General features: G+C 36.6%; 14 protein-coding genes and 2 riboswitches. Of the genes, 3 read left to right on the top strand and 11 right to left on the bottom strand.

All coding sequences use genetic code 11. The annotated features are described in order from the left end of the window. Positions 1–44 precede the first annotated feature (44 nt). The 7 genes from lepB to DES36_RS07620 form a co-directional block, all read right to left on the bottom strand. On the bottom strand, positions 45–593 hold the full coding sequence (gene lepB / locus DES36_RS07650; RefSeq protein WP_113920638.1) for a signal peptidase I: 549 nt from the start codon (positions 591–593) through the stop codon (positions 45–47). Beyond that, on the bottom strand, positions 586–945 hold the full coding sequence (locus DES36_RS07645; RefSeq protein ID WP_113920637.1) for a hypothetical protein: 360 nt from the start codon (positions 943–945) through the stop codon (positions 586–588). Before DES36_RS07645 ends, lepB begins: the two co-directional genes overlap by 8 nt. Positions 946–978: 33 nt before the next feature. Continuing rightward, positions 979–2,685, bottom strand: a complete 1,707-nt coding sequence (locus DES36_RS07640) for a DUF5979 domain-containing protein (RefSeq protein WP_113920636.1) — start codon at positions 2,683–2,685, stop codon at positions 979–981. Between the two features lie 205 nt (positions 2,686–2,890). Continuing rightward, positions 2,891–2,979, bottom strand: a riboswitch (cyclic di-GMP riboswitch). A gap of 41 nt (positions 2,980–3,020) precedes the next feature. Then, a riboswitch (cyclic di-GMP riboswitch) is annotated at positions 3,021–3,109 on the bottom strand. 306 nt (positions 3,110–3,415) lie between these two features. Next, positions 3,416–6,070 (bottom strand): cation-translocating P-type ATPase, encoded by a 2,655-nt coding sequence (locus DES36_RS07635; RefSeq protein WP_113920635.1) that lies wholly within the window; start codon positions 6,068–6,070, stop codon positions 3,416–3,418. A 468-nt stretch (positions 6,071–6,538) separates the two neighbouring features. Beyond that, positions 6,539–7,324, bottom strand: a complete 786-nt coding sequence (locus DES36_RS07630; RefSeq protein WP_113920634.1) for an amino acid ABC transporter ATP-binding protein — start codon at positions 7,322–7,324, stop codon at positions 6,539–6,541. Positions 7,325–7,342: 18 nt separating this feature from the next. Further along, on the bottom strand, positions 7,343–8,002 hold the full coding sequence (locus DES36_RS07625) for an amino acid ABC transporter permease (RefSeq protein ID WP_113920633.1): 660 nt from the start codon (positions 8,000–8,002) through the stop codon (positions 7,343–7,345). 80 nt (positions 8,003–8,082) lie between these two features. Continuing rightward, entirely contained in the window at positions 8,083–8,889 is an 807-nt protein-coding gene (locus tag DES36_RS07620; RefSeq protein ID WP_479722699.1) for an amino acid ABC transporter substrate-binding protein, read from the bottom strand. Between the two features lie 435 nt (positions 8,890–9,324). On the opposite strand from DES36_RS07620, the gene gdhA reads away from it, so the two are divergent. From gdhA to DES36_RS07605, 3 genes are all read left to right on the top strand, one after another. Further along, complete coding sequence (gene gdhA / locus DES36_RS07615; RefSeq protein ID WP_113920631.1) at positions 9,325–10,674, top strand: NADP-specific glutamate dehydrogenase; 1,350 nt, start codon at positions 9,325–9,327, stop codon at positions 10,672–10,674. A gap of 327 nt (positions 10,675–11,001) precedes the next feature. After that, positions 11,002–11,988: a tocopherol cyclase family protein gene (locus tag DES36_RS07610; protein ID WP_113920630.1), complete on the top strand. Its 987-nt coding sequence runs from the start codon at positions 11,002–11,004 to the stop codon at positions 11,986–11,988. Positions 11,989–12,073: 85 nt separating this feature from the next. Then, a complete protein-coding gene (locus DES36_RS07605; RefSeq protein ID WP_113920629.1) occupies positions 12,074–13,600 on the top strand; it encodes an FAD-dependent oxidoreductase in 1,527 nt (508 codons plus the stop codon). Positions 13,601–13,672: 72 nt separating this feature from the next. On the opposite strand, the gene malQ is transcribed toward DES36_RS07605, so the two are convergent. The 4 genes from malQ to DES36_RS07585 all read right to left on the bottom strand — a co-directional run bounded on the left by malQ (position 13,673) and on the right by DES36_RS07585 (position 17,767). Continuing rightward, on the bottom strand, positions 13,673–15,148 hold the full coding sequence (malQ, locus tag DES36_RS07600; protein WP_113920628.1) for a 4-alpha-glucanotransferase: 1,476 nt from the start codon (positions 15,146–15,148) through the stop codon (positions 13,673–13,675). Between the two features lie 261 nt (positions 15,149–15,409). Beyond that, positions 15,410–15,589 (bottom strand): transcriptional regulator, encoded by a 180-nt coding sequence (locus DES36_RS07595; protein ID WP_113920627.1) that lies wholly within the window; start codon positions 15,587–15,589, stop codon positions 15,410–15,412. A 79-nt stretch (positions 15,590–15,668) separates the two neighbouring features. After that, positions 15,669–16,748, bottom strand: coding sequence for an A/G-specific adenine glycosylase (mutY, locus tag DES36_RS07590; protein WP_113920626.1), 1,080 nt, complete (start codon positions 16,746–16,748; stop codon positions 15,669–15,671). Positions 16,749–17,131: 383 nt separating this feature from the next. Further along, positions 17,132–17,767, bottom strand: coding sequence for a flavodoxin family protein (locus tag DES36_RS07585; RefSeq protein WP_113920625.1), 636 nt, complete (start codon positions 17,765–17,767; stop codon positions 17,132–17,134). Positions 17,768–17,907 lie beyond the last annotated feature (140 nt).

The following is a 17,907-nucleotide window of genomic DNA, read 5'->3' as shown; positions in this document are numbered from 1 at the left end:
AGCATAAGATACATATTATTTTGATCAAATCACTTCCTTGAAGCTTACAAACCTCTTCTTCGAAGTATGGTAATTACCTTACCTTCTACTGCATCTGTAGAAATGGGGCCAAGATCCCGGCTGTCAACTGTTTGCGTTCTGTAATCTCCTAGAACAAAGACGGAGTCTTCTGGTACTCGGTAAGGATACTCAATTCCCCCCCTAGCGTAAGTGGGATAAAATGTTTCTCCCACTTGAGCTGTTCCGTTGACAAGCAATGTTCCGCTGTCATCTATTGTGACTATATCTGTTTCCCTGGCTAAGATTCGCCCTGTATGCCGGACTCCCTTAACCTTGTAGCTTACAATATCGTTTTTTTCAAATTCTCGCTGTAACCGAAAAACGATGATCAAATCACCATCCTTAATTGCTGGGAACATTTCATTTCCACTTTCTCGAACAATTAAGAAGATTTGCGTAAGTATAAGGTACCCAATAATTACTAGCAAGAGGATTCTCTGTAAAAGATCCATATAGGCCACTTTTATTGCTGATTCCTTTTTTCGTCTTTTTATAGTATCAGAGATATTGATAAGTTCTAGGATTTTACTCATTACCGACCTTCTCCCTATCAAGCATTTCCTCATGAGTACCATTAAATTCAGTAATTTTACAGATTTTTTTGTAGTGTTCAAGCAGGGTATCATATCGTATGCGTTCCACTTTTAAAGCTTCTTCATACATAGCATTCAATTCGCCAATTTTCTTCCAAACATCCTCCTCGTTTATGCCTCCGAAGAACTGTTTTTGAAAGTGAATGTCCTCTAACCACTGTGCAATTGCCTTTTGCTCAGGGTTAAATCGGCAGTCATCAAAATTATTTTCGGTTTCGCCTAGGGATTCTCTGCTTGTGTTTTTATGTGTATTTAAAACTTGAGTCCAATTGGTTTCTTGTTTGCCCTTCATAATAACCTCCTATTAACGTGTCTCCTATTAGCTTTAATTGTGAATATTGCGCTTGCGAATAACCATTACACCTAAGCCAACTACTGTGAATACGAGAATCAAAACATATGGTAGTGAATCAAGAGAAATACCTGTATCAATAACAACATTTTTCTCATTAGTGACGGTGATGGTTTTGGTAGCCATAGATCCTACATTGATAGTATATACATCTGTAACGGGGGTAATAGGATTGCCATCTACGGTTACAGTAACAACATAATCGCCATTTACTTCTGTCAGAGCCAAAACAGCATCTGTCGGCAGGTTTGGGATGGTATGTGTTTCATTATGGTGTAAGTGAAAGTCAAATGTTTTCTCAGTATAATGTCCACCATTCTTGTTTGCCTTTACGGTAAATGGAAATTCACGTGATACCTCACCAAAATTTCCAGTAATAATTTTTTTGACAGTTACGTTTGCCGTTTTAACTGTAACTCGAGCAGTAGCCGTTTGTGTAGGTACGTTCCCGCCCGTTGCAACTGTGTTATCAAGGGTTTGACCATTTGTCACATTATCATTGATAAATGCTTTTACTTTATAGGTCTTTGACGCCCCGGCGACCAAATCAATATTGGTGTCTAAAGTGATGACATTACCTGCAATGACCGGATCAACCCACGTTGCACCATTGTCCTTAGAAACTTTAAGTACTGTGGTGCCTGAAGGGATGGTATCCGTCACGTTAATGCCTCTAAGGATAAAATCGCCTGTATTCTTAACTGCAATGGTGTAGATCAATTCGTCTCCAATTGTGGCATTGGCTTTGTCAACGGTCTTAGTTATGGTATGACCCATATTGATCGTAAATGTTAAGCCTCTAATACTAAAGCCATCCGCACTGTTAAGAATTTGCAAGGTATTACTCTCTTTAAGAGAACCCATCATCGGTCCTAAATTAAAAGTAAATAGCCTTACACCTGTAATTACTCTGTCAGGATTGCCTGGAGACGTTAAAGTTACACTATTTCCCAACTCCTTCCAATAAGGATCGTAATTTTGAGGCGTTAAACCGTATCCTGCAGCTGCTACCCCATTTAGCATGGGATCATAAAACCTCGTCTGATTTGCAGTATTCTTGTCGTTGTCTATCAACAGGTGAATATTATTATCAGGAGTGATATAAACGCCGACTACTGAATAGTGATCATTTGTGCTACTACCTGTTGCTGCAAAGTAGTTCACAATAGGTATTGGACCAACTGCCATTGGTGCAACTGTAAGGACCTCAGTTAAAGGGGCGCTCTCCTTGTTGGTGTTTGCATCCCGTATAGGAGTATCATCGTCGGAAACCGGAGCAACTTCTACGGTTTTCTCCACAATGTCACCCTCCGGTTCCTCGATAGGTGCCTCACCCTTCGGTTCCTCTGTCGGTGTTTCTACTTTTGGCTCCTCGGCAGGTGACTCATCCTTAGGTTCCTCTGTCGGTGTTTCTACTTTCGGTTCCTCAGCTGGCAGATCTACCTTTGGCTCTTCTACCAGCTGTTCTACTTTTGGCTCTTCTACCAGCTGTTCTACTTTTGGTCCTTCAGATAGGAGCCCTGTTAGAGTAAGTTCCTCTTCAGAAACATTTACACTATTCATCTCCAAATTAGAATCTACTGTCTCCGCCATGACCACCAGTGAAGAGGCTAATAAAGAGAAAAGCAATACAAATACCATAAATAAACTAAATTTTCTCTTTTTTCCTTTCGATCTCATTGAGTTTTCACCTCCTCTTTTAAATCTAAACAAAGGTCAATCTTTATCAAAATAATCCCTCCATTCGTCTTTGTGATAGTGTCTTTTGCTTTTTTCATGTAAAAAAATGCACTAGGGTTCTATCTTTATGTGTTATTACAAGATGCTAGTAAATAATGATAAAAGGAATACTTTCGTCTATATAAAAAAGCCGCCTGAACTCACTTCTGGCGGCTTGACTGTCATAGCAATTTTCATTGCCTTAGACTCATAGCTTTGCGTCCCAAACTTTCATTAGGTTTGCCTTTTTCTTTTGTATATTCATTTGTCCTAGGTACAGCAAAAGCCGCCATAAATTTGGCGGCTTGACTGTCGTAGCAATTTTCATTGCCTTAGACTCTTAGCTTTGCGTCCCTGATTTTCATCAGGTTTGCCTTTATCTAATTCCATATACAATTATGTAGAATAAACTATAAAATATTATAGTTATATATATAATTATATATGTGTTTATTAATTTATTTGTCATAATATGTATATATTTAATATATTCCCTAACTTTTACCACATAAACATCAAAATTGTATTTTATATAAACTTTTTTAATTTTATTTCATCTTATATGATTTTATAAATAATTTTTGTTTATAATAAAAAAACCCTTTTATTGAATAATACCTTCAATAAAAGGGTTTTTTCATTGCAGACAATTTATTATTGTAAGCAGTGAAGCATAGTGATCTTTACTTTTTTATTTATCTTTAAGTCTCATAAATCCCTTAACAGCTTCATTTACTAAGAAAGGTATTAATGAGAAAACTAGTACAACTCCCCAGTCAAATAATGTAAGCATTTGTACACCAAAAGCATCTGCTAGAAATGGTACGGATATTACAATAAATTGTAGGAAGATTCCCGCAATAATCGCACCAATAAGCAATTTATTCGTCATAAATCCTACTTGGAATATGGATTTCTTAGAATTTCTCATAGTTAATGAATAGAACAATTGTGATACTGCTAATACGACGAAGGCCATTGTTCTTGCATATGTTATAGCTTCTTCAGGCATATTTACTTCGCCAATATAGTGACCATGCTCTACTAAACCAAAGTAGAAAGCTCCAAGTGTCAATAAACCTATTAAAGTTCCACCTAAAATCGCTCTGAAACCAGCTCCGTTAGCAAAGAAGCTTTCTTTTGGATCTCTTGGTTTTTCTTTCATTACATCTTTATCGCCAGGATCCATTCCCAACGCTAACGCTGGAAGTGAATCCGTAACTAAGTTGATCCAAAGCAACTGAGTAGCAATTAGTGGGATTGGCCAGTTTAACAATATCGCTAGGAAGATACAGATAACTTCTCCTAAATTACAAGACAATAAGAAGATAACTGCTTTTTTAATATTGTTATAAATATTTCTTCCCTCTTCAACTGCATGAACAATCGTTGAGAAATTGTCGTCTGTTAAAATCATATCGCTAGCGCCTTTAGATACATCTGTACCTGTTATACCCATAGCTACACCAATATCTGCATTTTTTAAAGAAGGTGCATCGTTGACACCATCTCCAGTCATAGAAACGATGTTTCCATGAGATTTGAATGCTTTAACGATTTTAACTTTGTGCTCAGGAGATACCCTTGCAAATACTCTGTAATTATTGATCTTTTGAGCAAATTCATCATCACTCATCTGATCAATTTCTGCACCAGTTAAACTTTGCTCTATAGAGTCTGCTATACCTAATTGTCTTGCAATGGCTACAGCTGTATTTTTATGGTCCCCTGTAATCATTATTGACCTAATACCTGCCATTTTTGCTTCTGCAATAGAATCTTTAACTTCTAATCGTGGAGGGTCAATCATACCAACTAGTCCAATAACTGTTAACCCATTTTCCATTTCATCCGCATCGATTATACTGTCTACATCTTTATAAGCAGCTCCTAATACTCTAAGAGCATCATTTGACATTTCTAATGTTATTTGTAAATACTGTTGTTTTAATTCTTCTGTTAGTGGTACAACTTGGCCATCTACTAATGCGTGAGTGGCAATTTGAAGGATATTGTCAATAGCTCCCTTTGTGTGGACCCTATATCCATTTCCTTCTTCATTTAAAGTAGACATTAATTTTCTGTCAGAGTCGAAAGGTTTTTCCCCAACTCTTTTATATTTTTGATTCAAATCATTTTTTGTCATATTGTGCCTATTACCTAGGACAATTAATGCTACTTCTGTTGGATCACCAGTGCCTTGACCATTTTCATAAGTTGCATCAGAACATAATACAAAAGATTTGATAAGTTCGTTCTCATCATCAGAACCTTTAAAGCCTGCTCCTTCTGCTGGCACATCTTTTAGGTGATTCATGACATAGTGTTTTACTACTGTCATCTTGTTTTGTGTTAAAGTACCTGTTTTATCTGAACAAATTACATTTACAGAACCAAGTGTCTCAACGGCTGGAAGTTTTCTAACAATAGCGTTGATTTTAGACATTTTGGTTACACCAATCGATAATACAATAGCTACAATAGCAGCTAAACCTTCTGGTATAGCAGCAACAGCTAAACTAATAGCCGTTAGGAACATATCAAATAACTCTCTACCTTGAATCAATGCGACAATGAATATGACTGCACATATCCCAATACATATAAACCCAAGGACTTTACCCAATTCGTCAAGCCTTCTTTGAAGAGGAGTCATTTCATCTACATCTTCATCTAATGCTTTGGCAATACTACCCATTTCTGTTTCCATGCCCGTTCCAACTACAACACCTTCTCCCCTACCATAAGTAGAAAGAGTAGACATAAAGAGCATATTAGATCTGTCACCAATTGGAGTCTTTGGATCTTCAAATATTGTATTTGAATCCTTATCTGTTGGAACAGACTCACCTGTTAAGGCGGACTCTTCAATTTGCAAGTTTACACTCTCAACGAGACGAATATCAGCTGGTATAAACCGACCTGCATCAATTACTACGATGTCTCCGGGCACAACGTGTTCCGAATTGATTTCCTTAATCTCTCCATCACGCTTTACTAAAGTTCTAGGTGTAGTCATCTGCTGTAATGCCTCTATAGCCTTTTCAGCCTTTGATTCTTGAATGAGACCTACAAATGCATTGATTAAAACAACCAAAATGATGATAATTGCATCTACGTATTCGCCGATAACTAATGTTATAACAGCTGCAGCTAATAACACGTAAATCAACATATCGTTTAGCTGTGCTAAAAATAATGAAAGTAAGCTTTTTTTAGGTTTTGCTTTAAGCTTATTTTCACCGTACTTCTCCAGTCTCTTTTGAGCTTCTTGGTTGCTAAGTCCAGTTGCAGGATTAACATCCAACTCTTTTAAGACTTCTTTACTGGATTTTGAAAACCACATGTTTTTGACACCTCTCTGATTTTTTATTTATCTAAGGATATATAATACCCATAATAGCAAGATGTAATAATGAGTTCAAGAAAACTTTATGCCATAGAAAGTAAATTTTCTTTACGACAAATAGTATTCCCCACTTTTTTGGCAATCTAGTAAGTTAAGCGAGAAAAGGCGCTTTGCAAGTTTTTCGCACTTACGCGATAAAAAAAAGACTTTTAACACAATTCTTAAGAATCGTATTAAAAGTCTCGTTACCTAAATGGACACATAGCCAAGTTAAATTTATTTAACCAGTAATTGTTGACTATGCATTTAAAACTACTCCCTTTTAACGTGCTTATATCATTATTTTACCATATGAATTAAATACCAGTCAATAATTTTATGAAATCCTCTCACGGTAATCCCATGAAGGATTACTTTTTTTAACATTTTGAGTCCCACTTTAAATTGCTACATTTCAGTGTTGCCTTACTCTTTATTATACCTGCATAGAAACTGCTTCGTTCTCTCTTCTTTAGGATTGCTAAAGACTTCCTGAGGGGTGCCCTGTTCCACAATTACACCAGCATCCATAAAGATAACGCGGTCTGCCACATCCCGAGCAAAATCCATTTCATGGGTCACAATGATCATTGTCGTATTGCGGTCTGCCAAATTCCTAATAACCTTCAATACTTCCCCTGTGAGCTCCGGGTCTAAGGCAGAGGTAGGTTCGTCAAAACACAAAATGTCTGGATTTAGCGCTAGGGCGCGAGCAATAGCCACCCGCTGTTGCTGTCCACCGGATATCATATGTGGATAATAATCCAGCTTATCCGACAGGCCAACTTGGGATAAAAGCATTTTACCCCGATCCTGAATCTCATTCAAGATCGTTTTTTTCTCCTGTTTAAAGCTTGGACGCTCTTGAGCCAACAGTTCCGCTGCCAATGTAACATTTTTTAGGACTGTGTATTGAGGAAATAGGTTAAAGTTTTGAAAAACCAATCCAAAATGTAATCGCTTTTTTCGCACTTCACTATCTCTTTGAGTAACAGGATCCATTGCGTCAAAAATCACCTTATTATTTACAGAGATGCTTCCATTATCAGGCCTTTCTAGGAAGTTAAGGCACCTGAGCAAGGTGGTCTTTCCACTTCCAGAAGAACCTATAATTGCAATTGATTCTCCCTTTTCTAAGGAAAAATCAATCTTCTGCAAAACTTGCAAGCTTTCAAAGCGTTTTTCAATATTTTTTACTTCTAAAATTGACATTCCAATTTCCTCCTTTTATCAACGGAAATAGCTCAGTTTCTTCTCTAGCCAATCAAGTAGTATGGTTAATGCCCCCACAAATACAAGAAAGTAAATCCCTGTGGCAAAAAGAGGCCAAATAAGTCCTTTACTGCTGTATTCTCCGGCCATCATAATGATCTCTTTATTGGCAATAATACGGGCCAGGGACGTATCCTTCACTAAGGTAATAATCTCGTTACCCACAGGAGGAAGTATACGCTTTACCACTTGAAGCAATGTTACCTTGAAAAATATCTGACTCTTTGTCATGCCCAAGACCTCACCAGCTTCGTATTGGCCCTTAGGTATTCCTTCAATACCGCCTCGATAAATTTCTGAAAGATAACAGGCATAGTTGATAACAAAGGCAACAGTTGCTGCTACAAAACGCCCAGACTCACCATTTGGCCATGTAAAAGACATGTCCAAAAGTCCCGGTCCATAAAAAATTATGATAAGCTGTAGCATCAATGGAGTTCCACGGATTATCCATACAAATGTTCGCACAAGCCAACGAAGGGGACGAAAACGGCTCATGGATCCAAAAGCAATTAACAGGCCTAAGGGTAGTGAGAACAAAAGGGTTATTATAAATATCTTACAATTAAGCAAAAAGCTATCTGATAGCCGACCAACAATTACATAAATCTGATCCATATTTCTTTCACCTCAATTAAAAAAGCAGGGGGACAGAGGTTTACCCTCTGTCCCTCGCTTCATTTCATATGTATTATAGTCTATTGTGCTAGATCTAGTCCATACTTTTCAGCTAATTTAGCCATGGTCCCGTCTGCAACAAGTTCGTCAAAAATCTTGTTCACTTCCTCACTAATATCAGAACCTTTGCGGAATGCAACCCCATAATTCTCTTCTGCCAATTTATCTACAATGGTAATGTCCTTATAGTTGGTACCTTCGCCTGTCATGGTATTTGCCAGTGTTAAGTCTAAGACAGCAGCGTCAGCAGTCCCGGCTTTTACTTCCATAAGGGCCTCAGTCTGCAATGTCTTAGGAATATAACTTGCTTGCTTTAAGTTGTCATCTCCCTGAATGGTGGTTTCACCGGCAGAACCTTGCTCAGCAGCTATATTCTTGCCAATTAAGGACGAAGTGTCTTCATATTCAGTACCTTCTTTTACCACAACCACTTGGGCATTTTTTATATAAGGTTGGGTAACTTCCATCGTTGCCTTACGCTCGTCGCTGATTGTTAGGCCGTTCCAGATGCAGTCAATGGACTTTGCATTCAGTTCCACTTCCTTGGTATCCCAGTTGATCTCAACAAATTGAGGTTCAAGGCCAAGTTTTTCAGAAACCAAAGTAGCTAGCTCTGTGTCAAAGCCTGTAAAAGTACCACTTTCATCGGTATAATTCATGGGAGCGTAATCAGTGTAGCCGATGATAAGCTTACCATTTCCTTCCACATAAGCTAAATCACTTTCATCCTGGGACTGATCATCTGTTTCATTATTTCCTGTGCTACCACATGCAGCCAACCCTACAACCATCGTCAGCAATAAAAATAAAGCTATTAATTTTTTCACTATTAATCCTCCTCGTTTAATAATTTTATACTATTTCAGTTAAATATTCTTTTAATATTATACTCACTTTATCAGAATAAAGCAAGTGTTTATTCTACATAGTCTATAATCCCATGAACCTATTCCATATCAGTCCCTTAGGGATTGTCTTAGGAAAGAAGGTAGAAAAAATATGGTATTTCTAAAACATGGGCAAACGATTGGTCTCGCTTAGGGAAAGGGGATCCTTAAGAAGTTTTTCTGTTTGAGCCTAGCGAGTATAAAAATTTAAGTTTCCTTTGAATGCAATAATAATCCACCTTCCTTCAAAATTCCGTTTGACACTAGTTTTATCTGGTGCTATATTATTAAAAACGACATGAATGTTAAATCATTTCACAAATTAATGTTCGTAGTTTTAATTTGTTGCATATTATAAATGGAGGGGAACACTACATGAATAGCAAACAGTACGTACAATCTGTCTATGAGCAAGTGGAAAAAAGAAATTCAGGCGAAGTAGAATTTCTTGATGCAGTAAAAGAAGTTTTTAATTCTTTAGTTCCTGTTTTTGAAAAAAATCGGAAATTTATGGAAGCTGGATTACTAGAGAGAATTGTTGAGCCAGAAAGAGTTATTTATTTTCGAGTACCTTGGGTAGACGACAATGGTAAGGTGCAAGTAAATAGAGGCTTTAGAGTTCAATTTAATTCTGCTCTTGGACCATACAAAGGCGGTTTAAGATTTCACCCATCTGTAAATCAAAGCATTATTAAATTTTTAGGTTTCGAACAAACTTTCAAAAATTCTTTAACAGGTCTTCCAATGGGTGGCGGCAAAGGTGGTTCTGACTTTGATCCTAAGGGAAAATCCGATAATGAAGTAATGAGATTCTGCCAATCCTTTATGGCTGAATTACAAAAACATATCAGCGCAGATTTAGATGTTCCTGCTGGAGATATCGGCGTTGGCGCTAGAGAAATAGGCTACTTATTTGGATATTACAATAAAATCAAAAACGTTCGTGAACAAGGTGTTTTAACAGGTAAAGGTCTGAGCTACGGTGGTAGCCTTGGAAGAACTCAAGCTACAGGATACGGTTTAATTTACTTTGCACAAGAAATGTTAAAACATGCAAATGAAAGTTTTAAAGGAAAGACAGTAGTTGTATCTGGTTCTGGAAATGTAGCGATTTACGCTATGGAAAAAGCTATGGAATTAGGTGCTAAGGTCATCGCTTGTTCTGATTCTAATGGATATATTGTAGACGAAAATGGTATCCAATTAGATCTAGTAAAAGAATTAAAAGAAGTGAAAAGAGCTCGAATCAAAGAATATGTAGATGCAGTACCAAGTGCTAAATATGTAGAAGGTTGCAAAGATATATGGAATGAAAAATGCGACATTGCCTTACCTTGTGCAACACAAGGCGAAATCAATGTAGAAGCTGCAAATACTCTTATCAATAATGGCGTAATTGCAGTTTGCGAAGGAGCTAATATGCCTTGTTCACTTGATGCAATAGAAGTATTTATTAAAAACAATATCTTATTCTCACCAGGAAAAGCATCAAATGCTGGTGGCGTAGCTTGCTCAGCCCTTGAAATGTCACAAAACAGCATGCGCTACTCATGGACTGTTGAAGAGGTAAATGAAAAATTACAACAAATTATGGTAGATATTTTTAAAAATGCAAAAAAAGCGGCTATAGAATACGGTGCAGAAAACGAAAATCTAGTAGTAGGTGCTAATATAGCAGGTTTCTTAAAAGTAGCCGAAGCTATGATGGCTCACGGAATTGTTTGATATGTAATTTAATTTATCATGAAAAGTCTTGGGATTTGTCCTAGGACTTTTTCTTTTTGCGCAAATGCGTAGGTTGGTCGGTTGGTTCGTTGGACGGTTGGACGGGAAAGGCGGAAAGCGGAAAGCGGAAATTTAGGTCACCAATGGTGACCGTAATTCGGAACGGTGGAACACCGTTCGCTACATATCGCCAAGGGCGATTTATGGTCTTGCTGACCACCTGACCACCTGACCACCTTACCACCTTAAAAGACATTTTTCCTATGAATAATTTATCTCTACAAGTGAGATACTATCAAATGAAAAATACGGCAAAAGTGGTGTAAAATGTATCGAATTAATAGACTATTTAATCCAGAAATATTTCAAGGTCAGTACAAGAAAAAAAATTATTTTGAAGGTTGGTACTTTAAGCTTATTAACGGGAACCAAAAGTCGATCCTATCCATTATCCCTGGCATTGCTATTAATAAAAACGGTGAAAAAGAAGCTTTTATTCAAGCCATTGATGGCATAATAGGGCAGTCTCACTACATCCCTTTTGATTATGACGATTTTAAGTACAATAGTGAGAGATTCCAAGTTATTATTGGGGATAATTACTTTTCAAAAGATCGAATGATACTGAATTTAGAAAACGATAATTTCATCTGTATAGGAGAATTACATTTTCTCAATCCTATCCCCTACCCTAAAACCAGATTCTGCCCAGGCATAATGGGTCCCTTTTCCTTTGTTCCTCTTATGGAATGTTATCACGGGGTTGTAAATATTAGCCACAATATTCAGGGACAAATGGTATATCAGAAGAAGATAGTAAATTTTGATAATGGCTATGGTTATATTGAAAAAGATTGGGGCAAATCCTTTCCCGAATCTTGGATCTGGGTACAATGTAATCATTTTACAAAAGAAAATGTGTCTTTTATGTTTTCTATAGCAAAAATCCCATGGTTTGGCAGCTTCTTTATAGGCTTTATTAGCTTTCTCAGAATTGGGGACAAACACTATACTTTTGCAACTTATACAAGTTGCAAAATAAAACATCTTAATCTTAAGGATCATCTTATATCCATCACTTTGAAAAATAGCAAACATGAGCTCAAGGTTCAAGTAGAAATATCCAATAATGTGGGAGAACTGATGGCTCCAAAAGTTGGATCTATGGACCGAAAAATTGAAGAGACCATTAACTCTAAAGTCTCAATCACTTTGTTAGATAATAAAAACAACATCATTTTTAAGGATACAGGACACCATGGAGGAACCGAGCTATCTGGACCATATAAAAAGCTGTTAGTCCCTAATCATTAGTCCTCAGTCACTAACATGAAGGTATTGCTTTAAAGTCAACATTTATACTAATTAAGATGTAAGATCTATTGAAAGGAAGTATTACATGGTTGATAAAGATAATTTATTTCACGAGGAAGCAAATTCTTATTGGATTTCTTCTACAGAAGAAACCCATCATAAACCATTAGAAGAAGACTTAGAAGTTGATGTCGCTATTGTCGGCGGCGGAATGGTGGGCATTGTAACAGCTTATCTCCTGCAAAAAAGTGGATTTAAAGTAGCAATCTTTGAAAAGAACAGAATTGCTACAGGGGCTTCTGGTCATACCACTGCAAAAATCACTTCTCAGCACGGCCTTATTTATCATAATATGATCATCAATAATGACCTTGAAATAGCTACACAATACGCTAATTCTAATCAATGGGCAGTCTCTTTTATAGAAGACACTATTAAAGAATTAAAGATTGACTGTGATTACTCAAAAGAAAATGCCTACATCTATACTTGTGATTCTAAATATCTACCAAAAATCAAAGATGAAGTAGAGGCTGCTAAAAGGGCTGGTATTGATGCTAGTTTTGAAGAGGAATCACTTCTTCCCCTCCCTATTTTAGGTGCTGTTAAATTTTCCAATCAAGGACAATTTCACCCTAGAAAATACCTACTTTTTCTTGCAGAGCATGTTCAAAAGGAAGGTGCCCTCATCTTTGAAGGGACGCAAATTGATGATATCGACAGAGGTAGCCCCTGTACTTTAAATACTAAAGGCGGAAACATTATTCGAGCAAATAAGGTAGTAGTCGCTTGCCACTATCCTTTTACGAATAATATTGGCTTTTATTTTACTAGAATGGTCCCTCAGCGATCTTATGTTCTTGGAGTAAAAATAAAAGAAGAACTTCCTACTGGCATGTACATTAGCGCTGAAAGTCCTACTAGATCTATTAGAAACCAAATCAGCAAAGAGGAAGCTTTGCTCTTAATTGGCGGCGATAGCCATCAAACGGCCCATGGTGAACAAGAAAAAGCTCACTATGTTAATCTATATGATTTTGTCAAAGATCTATATACTGTAGAGGGTATTCCCTATAGATGGTCTACTCAGGATTTGATGACACCTGATGATATTCCCTATATTGGAAAAATTACTAGCTATACAGACCATGTATACATTGCAACTGGCTTTAAGAAATGGGGTATGACTACATCTCATGTGGCTGCAAAAGTGATTTCAGATTTAATTGCAAATAATGAAAGTCAATGGGAGAATTTATATAAACCTTACCGAAATTTAAGCAGCAAATCCATACTCAAATTAGTAGTTGATAATATACAAGTAGCGAAGGACTTAATCAAAGGAAAATTAGAAGACGTAACAAAAGAACTACCTACGGAACCTGGTAAAGGACATACTGTAGAAATAGATGGTGAAAAAATAGGTGCCTATATGGATAAGGATGGAAAAATATATCTAGTTGATACAACTTGTACTCATTTAGGCTGTGAGTTAAAGTGGAATAGCGCTGAAAAAACATGGGACTGCCCCTGCCACGGCTCCCGCTTTGATTACAAGGGAAATATTTTAGACGGGCCGGCGCTGGATAAATTGGAGTGTAAATTGGAATAAGGTGGTCAGGTGGTCAGCAAAACCTTTTTCTCGCCTTTAGGCGAGTTAGGTTTTCCCGTCCAACCGTCCAACCTATCTTCCATACAACAGCGTCAAATCTGCTATTTTGTCCGCTAGCTCTTGGCTTAGATCTTCTTTTTTCATTCTCCAAGTCCAGTTATCACCTATAGTAGAAGGTGTATTCATTCTAGCGTTCTCGTCTAAGCCTAAGAAGTCTTGCATCTGAGCTATTGCTAGGTAAGCAGTGGAACTCCAGGCGTTTCTTATAATGCTCCAATGAACTTCTTCATCACCACACTGATGCAGGTATTTTAAAGCGTATTTTTTTTCTTCATGCGGAGCTTGGTTATACCATCCTTTTACTGGAAAATTGTCATGAGTTCCTGTATAGGCTATACAGTGTCTATTAAAATTATGTGGCAAATGATGATTGTCTTTATCAGAATTAAAGGCAAATTGAAGGACTTTCATCCCTGGATAGCCTGTATCTTGGAGCAGTTTTTTTAATTCTTCTGAATATACGCCTAAATCCTCTGCAATAATATCTAGTTCACCTAACGTGTCTTTAATCTGATTGAAAAATTTAATGCCGGGTCCCTTTACCCATCTTCCGTGAGCTGCATCTTTAGACCCGTACTTCACTTCCCAATAGGCTTCAAAACCTCTAAAGTGATCTATGCGAACAGTATCATACAAAGTAAAGCACTGTTTTATCCTTTCAACCCACCAAGAGTATCCATCCTGTTCCATTACATTCCAATTGTAGATAGGATTGCCCCAAAACTGACCCGTTGTTGAAAAGGCATCTGGAGGACAGCCTGAAACGGTTATTGGAAGCAAATCCTTATCTAAACAAAAAAGTTCAGGATTCGCCCATACATCTGCACTATCTCCCGCCACATAAATAGGAAGATCTCCAATGATTTTGATACCGTGTTCGTTCGCATATTTTTTTAAAGCAAACCATTGTTTAAAAAAGTGATACTGTATAAAGATCCAGAACTCTATTTCCACTTTATTATTCTTTTCAAAATTCTTTAATACATCAGAGTACAAAACTTTATAATTGCTTTCCCAATTTTGCCAAGGTTCGTTTTGATGTTTATCTTTTAAAGACATATAAAGAGCAAAATGGCGTAACCAAGAAGACTGTTCTTTATAAAAAGAACTTAAAGCCTCTTGTAAATCTTCTTTTCCGTTCATATAGGCTTGCCTAAGTAAGTTCATCTTTGCTTGATGTAAATAATAATAATCTACCGGACCCTCCTTTGATAAGTTGCTACTATTTACATCTTCATTACTGAGATAATGTGCTCTTATTAATTCATCAAGATCTATAAAATACGGATTGCCTGCAAAGGCTGAAAAGCTTGAATAAGGACAGTTTCCATAGCCTGTTATTCCAAAGGGGAGCACCTGCCAATATTTTTGCTTAGCTTTAGATAGGAAATCCACGAAATCATAAGCAGTTCTCCCAAAATCACCTATTCCGTACTCCCCGGGTAAGGAAGATATATGTAATAGTATTCCACTAGATCTTTCACGCATATTTACTCCTCCTATATATACTGTGTCTTATTATTATATGTAATGAGTATTAAGATTAGCCTCTGAAACAAGAAAGTTACTTTGGCACTTTAGCCATTAGCGATCAAACCACCAGCAACCAGCGCTCTAGGGTCAGGTTTTCGGGTCTAAGATCCTTCCCTTGCTCTCAGGATGACTTAAGCAAGAGCTTGGGTCAAAAGTAGAACTTTCCTTCATAAAAAAAGGAAGTGCTCTATAGCACTTCCTTGTATTTATACTATTTTATTCAGCAGGTTCCCATTTACAGCGAATAGGTGAGACGATTGCGTTTTCCTTCTTTAGCTCTTTAAATGCCTTATCAATTTCCTTTCGGTCTAGACCAGTTAGTTTTTCAACTTCTCCAGCACTTATTGGCTTTCCTGCCTCTTTCATTGCTTTTAAAATATCTTCTTTAATACTCATTTAATCACCTCTGTCCGTTTTATCTATAGTATTTCATAAATACTCATATATGGTATACCCTATAATTTTGATTTTAAACTCACATAGCTTGGCTGTCATCATCTTCTAATTGATCAATATATTTTGTATACTCTTTAAAGGCCGTAGGAATGGAGTACTTTTCCTCAATATCTTTTTTGTTTGCCCATGTAAAGTCATTGCCCTTTTGCAAGGCTTCTACTTTTATATAGTAAGCTTTCATATGCCATTCAATGTGGCTAAATAAATGTTTTGAATTATTAAGTTCTACAACGGAGCCTGTTAAAAGTCCCCAAGATTTTATTAACTGTTTTATCTCTTTTTCAGATATAAAACCATCTACATTGGGATATTCCCATAGTTTTGATAGAAGACCCTTATTTGACCTTTTTCTTAAGGCAAATTGATCTAAATACTTTAAAACGAAAATGGTTTTTTCTTCTACCTTTCGCTTCTTTTTTGCAGTTTTTACAGGTAAGGTATGGGCAATTCCCTGATTATAGCCTTCACACAGAGTAGAAAGAGGGCAAATAATGCATTTAGGTGCTCCATTTGGAATGCAAACTGTTGCGCCTAAATCCATTAAAGCTTGATTAAAATCTCCAGCCCGATTTTCTGATAATACTTCTCTAACCATTTGTTCTATATCTACATTTACCTTCTTATCTTTTATATCTCCAGTATTCGCAGTAATTCTAGAGACAATTCTAAGGACATTACCGTCAATCGCAGGCTCTTTTTGTCCAAAGGCAATAGAGGCGATAGCCCCCGATGTATAAGGACCTATACCAGGCAAAGATTGCAAATCCTTTTTATCTGAGGGCATCTGACCATTATGCTCTTCTAAAAGAATTTGTGCAGCTTTCTTCAAATTTTTAGCACGACTATAATAGCCTAATCCCTCCCAAAGCTTGAGCAATTTGTCTTCAGAGATATTTGCTAAAGCAAAAATACTAGGAACAGCCTCCATAAATCTCAGAAAATAAGGTATTACTGTATCCACTCGAGTCTGCTGTAACATAATCTCAGATATCCATACCTTATAAGCAGAAGGATCTTCTCTCCATGGGAGTATGCGGCGATTTTCATCGTACCAATCTAGTAATTTATTTTGAAATTCGTATATATAGCCTTTATTCATGTCTATTCCCTTCTAGTCGTATCTTATACCAAGACTTTGCTTACTTTATCCTATATCATTAAAAAATAGAGTCAAAGTTTCCTTTTAACATATCGAATAAGTAAAACAACTAAATAAATAACAAGCACTAGTAATGCCAGATTTATAATTTGAAATATAAATCTTAAAATTTCGAATTGTATCATACCTTTTCATCACCTATCAGCAACGGAATTGAGCATCAAGAGGTTCTTAACTTTATACGGAGTTTCCCTATAAGAAATTTCTACTACATATAGGTTATGGGAATCAAGTTTACAAAAGTATATGACCATGTAAACCATAAATCCCAAAAGAGATTTACACATTAATCTTTAGCTGTAGCTTCTAAATGCTGGTTATAATTATCGAATAAAATTCATAAAAGTCTTTCTTTCCATCTCTGGTGTAGCTACTACTCCCTTGCCATTTTCCATTAATTTTAATATCCAAGCCATATTTTTTCCAAGTATTCTCATAATCTGAACGCCTTCTTCATCTTTTACGCTTTCACCTGGTCTTGTTCCATGAAGGATGTTCCAATAATTAGACGTAGGGATAACCATTTCTGAGTAAGTTAAATAGTGATTCAGTTGATCTAAGGATGCACTTCCTCCTGATCGTCTTACAGCTACTAATGCAGCTCCTACTTTATGTCTAAATAAACTATCGTTATTACCTCCTACGTAGAAAGCTCTGTCTAGGAAGGATTTCATAGTACCTCCAATTCCAGAGAAATGAACTGGTGCTCCTAATACAATACCGTCTGCATCCTTGATCTTTTGAATCCATTCGTTGACTTCATCACCAGGAAGTACACATTTTTCGTCCCTATTTTTTGCACAGCCATTACAAGCAGTACATCCGCGTATTTCCTTGCTGCCAACTTGAATAATCTCTGTTTCAATGTCTTCTTTTTCTAATTCATCACATATTATTCGTATTCCTTGATAAGTATTTCCTTCTTTTCTAGGACTTCCGTTAAAAGCAACTACTTTCATTTTCTTTCCTCCAATATGTGTTTTTTCTCAATAGATTTATTATAACATATCATAAGCTATTGGAGAATTTATGAGTTTTTGATTTTAAAAAATAATGGTTAAAAAATTACAAGTTCATATAGTCAATAGGTAAGTTCAAA

It is taken from the genome of Alkalibaculum bacchi, assembly GCF_003317055.1.
GTDB lineage: Bacteria > Bacillota > Clostridia > Eubacteriales > Alkalibacteraceae > Alkalibaculum > Alkalibaculum bacchi.
This window is presented reverse-complemented; position numbering and strand designations above follow the sequence as displayed.

What these genes read in the sequence shown, in the direction of transcription:
- lepB (WP_113920638.1), bottom strand. Translation starts at nt 593, where the DNA reads ATGAGTAAAATCCTAGAACTTATCAATATCTCTGATACTATAAAAAGA.
- DES36_RS07645 (WP_113920637.1), bottom strand. Translation starts at nt 945, where the DNA reads ATGAAGGGCAAACAAGAAACCAATTGGACTCAAGTTTTAAATACACAT.
- DES36_RS07640 (WP_113920636.1), bottom strand. Translation starts at nt 2,685, where the DNA reads ATGAGATCGAAAGGAAAAAAGAGAAAATTTAGTTTATTTATGGTATTT.
- DES36_RS07635 (WP_113920635.1), bottom strand. Translation starts at nt 6,070, where the DNA reads ATGTGGTTTTCAAAATCCAGTAAAGAAGTCTTAAAAGAGTTGGATGTT.
- DES36_RS07630 (WP_113920634.1), bottom strand. Translation starts at nt 7,324, where the DNA reads ATGTCAATTTTAGAAGTAAAAAATATTGAAAAACGCTTTGAAAGCTTG.
- DES36_RS07625 (WP_113920633.1), bottom strand. Translation starts at nt 8,002, where the DNA reads ATGGATCAGATTTATGTAATTGTTGGTCGGCTATCAGATAGCTTTTTG.
- gdhA (WP_113920631.1), top strand. Translation starts at nt 9,325, where the DNA reads ATGAATAGCAAACAGTACGTACAATCTGTCTATGAGCAAGTGGAAAAA.
- DES36_RS07610 (WP_113920630.1), top strand. Translation starts at nt 11,002, where the DNA reads ATGTATCGAATTAATAGACTATTTAATCCAGAAATATTTCAAGGTCAG.
- DES36_RS07605 (WP_113920629.1), top strand. Translation starts at nt 12,074, where the DNA reads ATGGTTGATAAAGATAATTTATTTCACGAGGAAGCAAATTCTTATTGG.
- malQ (WP_113920628.1), bottom strand. Translation starts at nt 15,148, where the DNA reads ATGCGTGAAAGATCTAGTGGAATACTATTACATATATCTTCCTTACCC.
- DES36_RS07595 (WP_113920627.1), bottom strand. Translation starts at nt 15,589, where the DNA reads ATGAGTATTAAAGAAGATATTTTAAAAGCAATGAAAGAGGCAGGAAAG.
- mutY (WP_113920626.1), bottom strand. Translation starts at nt 16,748, where the DNA reads ATGAATAAAGGCTATATATACGAATTTCAAAATAAATTACTAGATTGG.
- DES36_RS07585 (WP_113920625.1), bottom strand. Translation starts at nt 17,767, where the DNA reads ATGAAAGTAGTTGCTTTTAACGGAAGTCCTAGAAAAGAAGGAAATACT.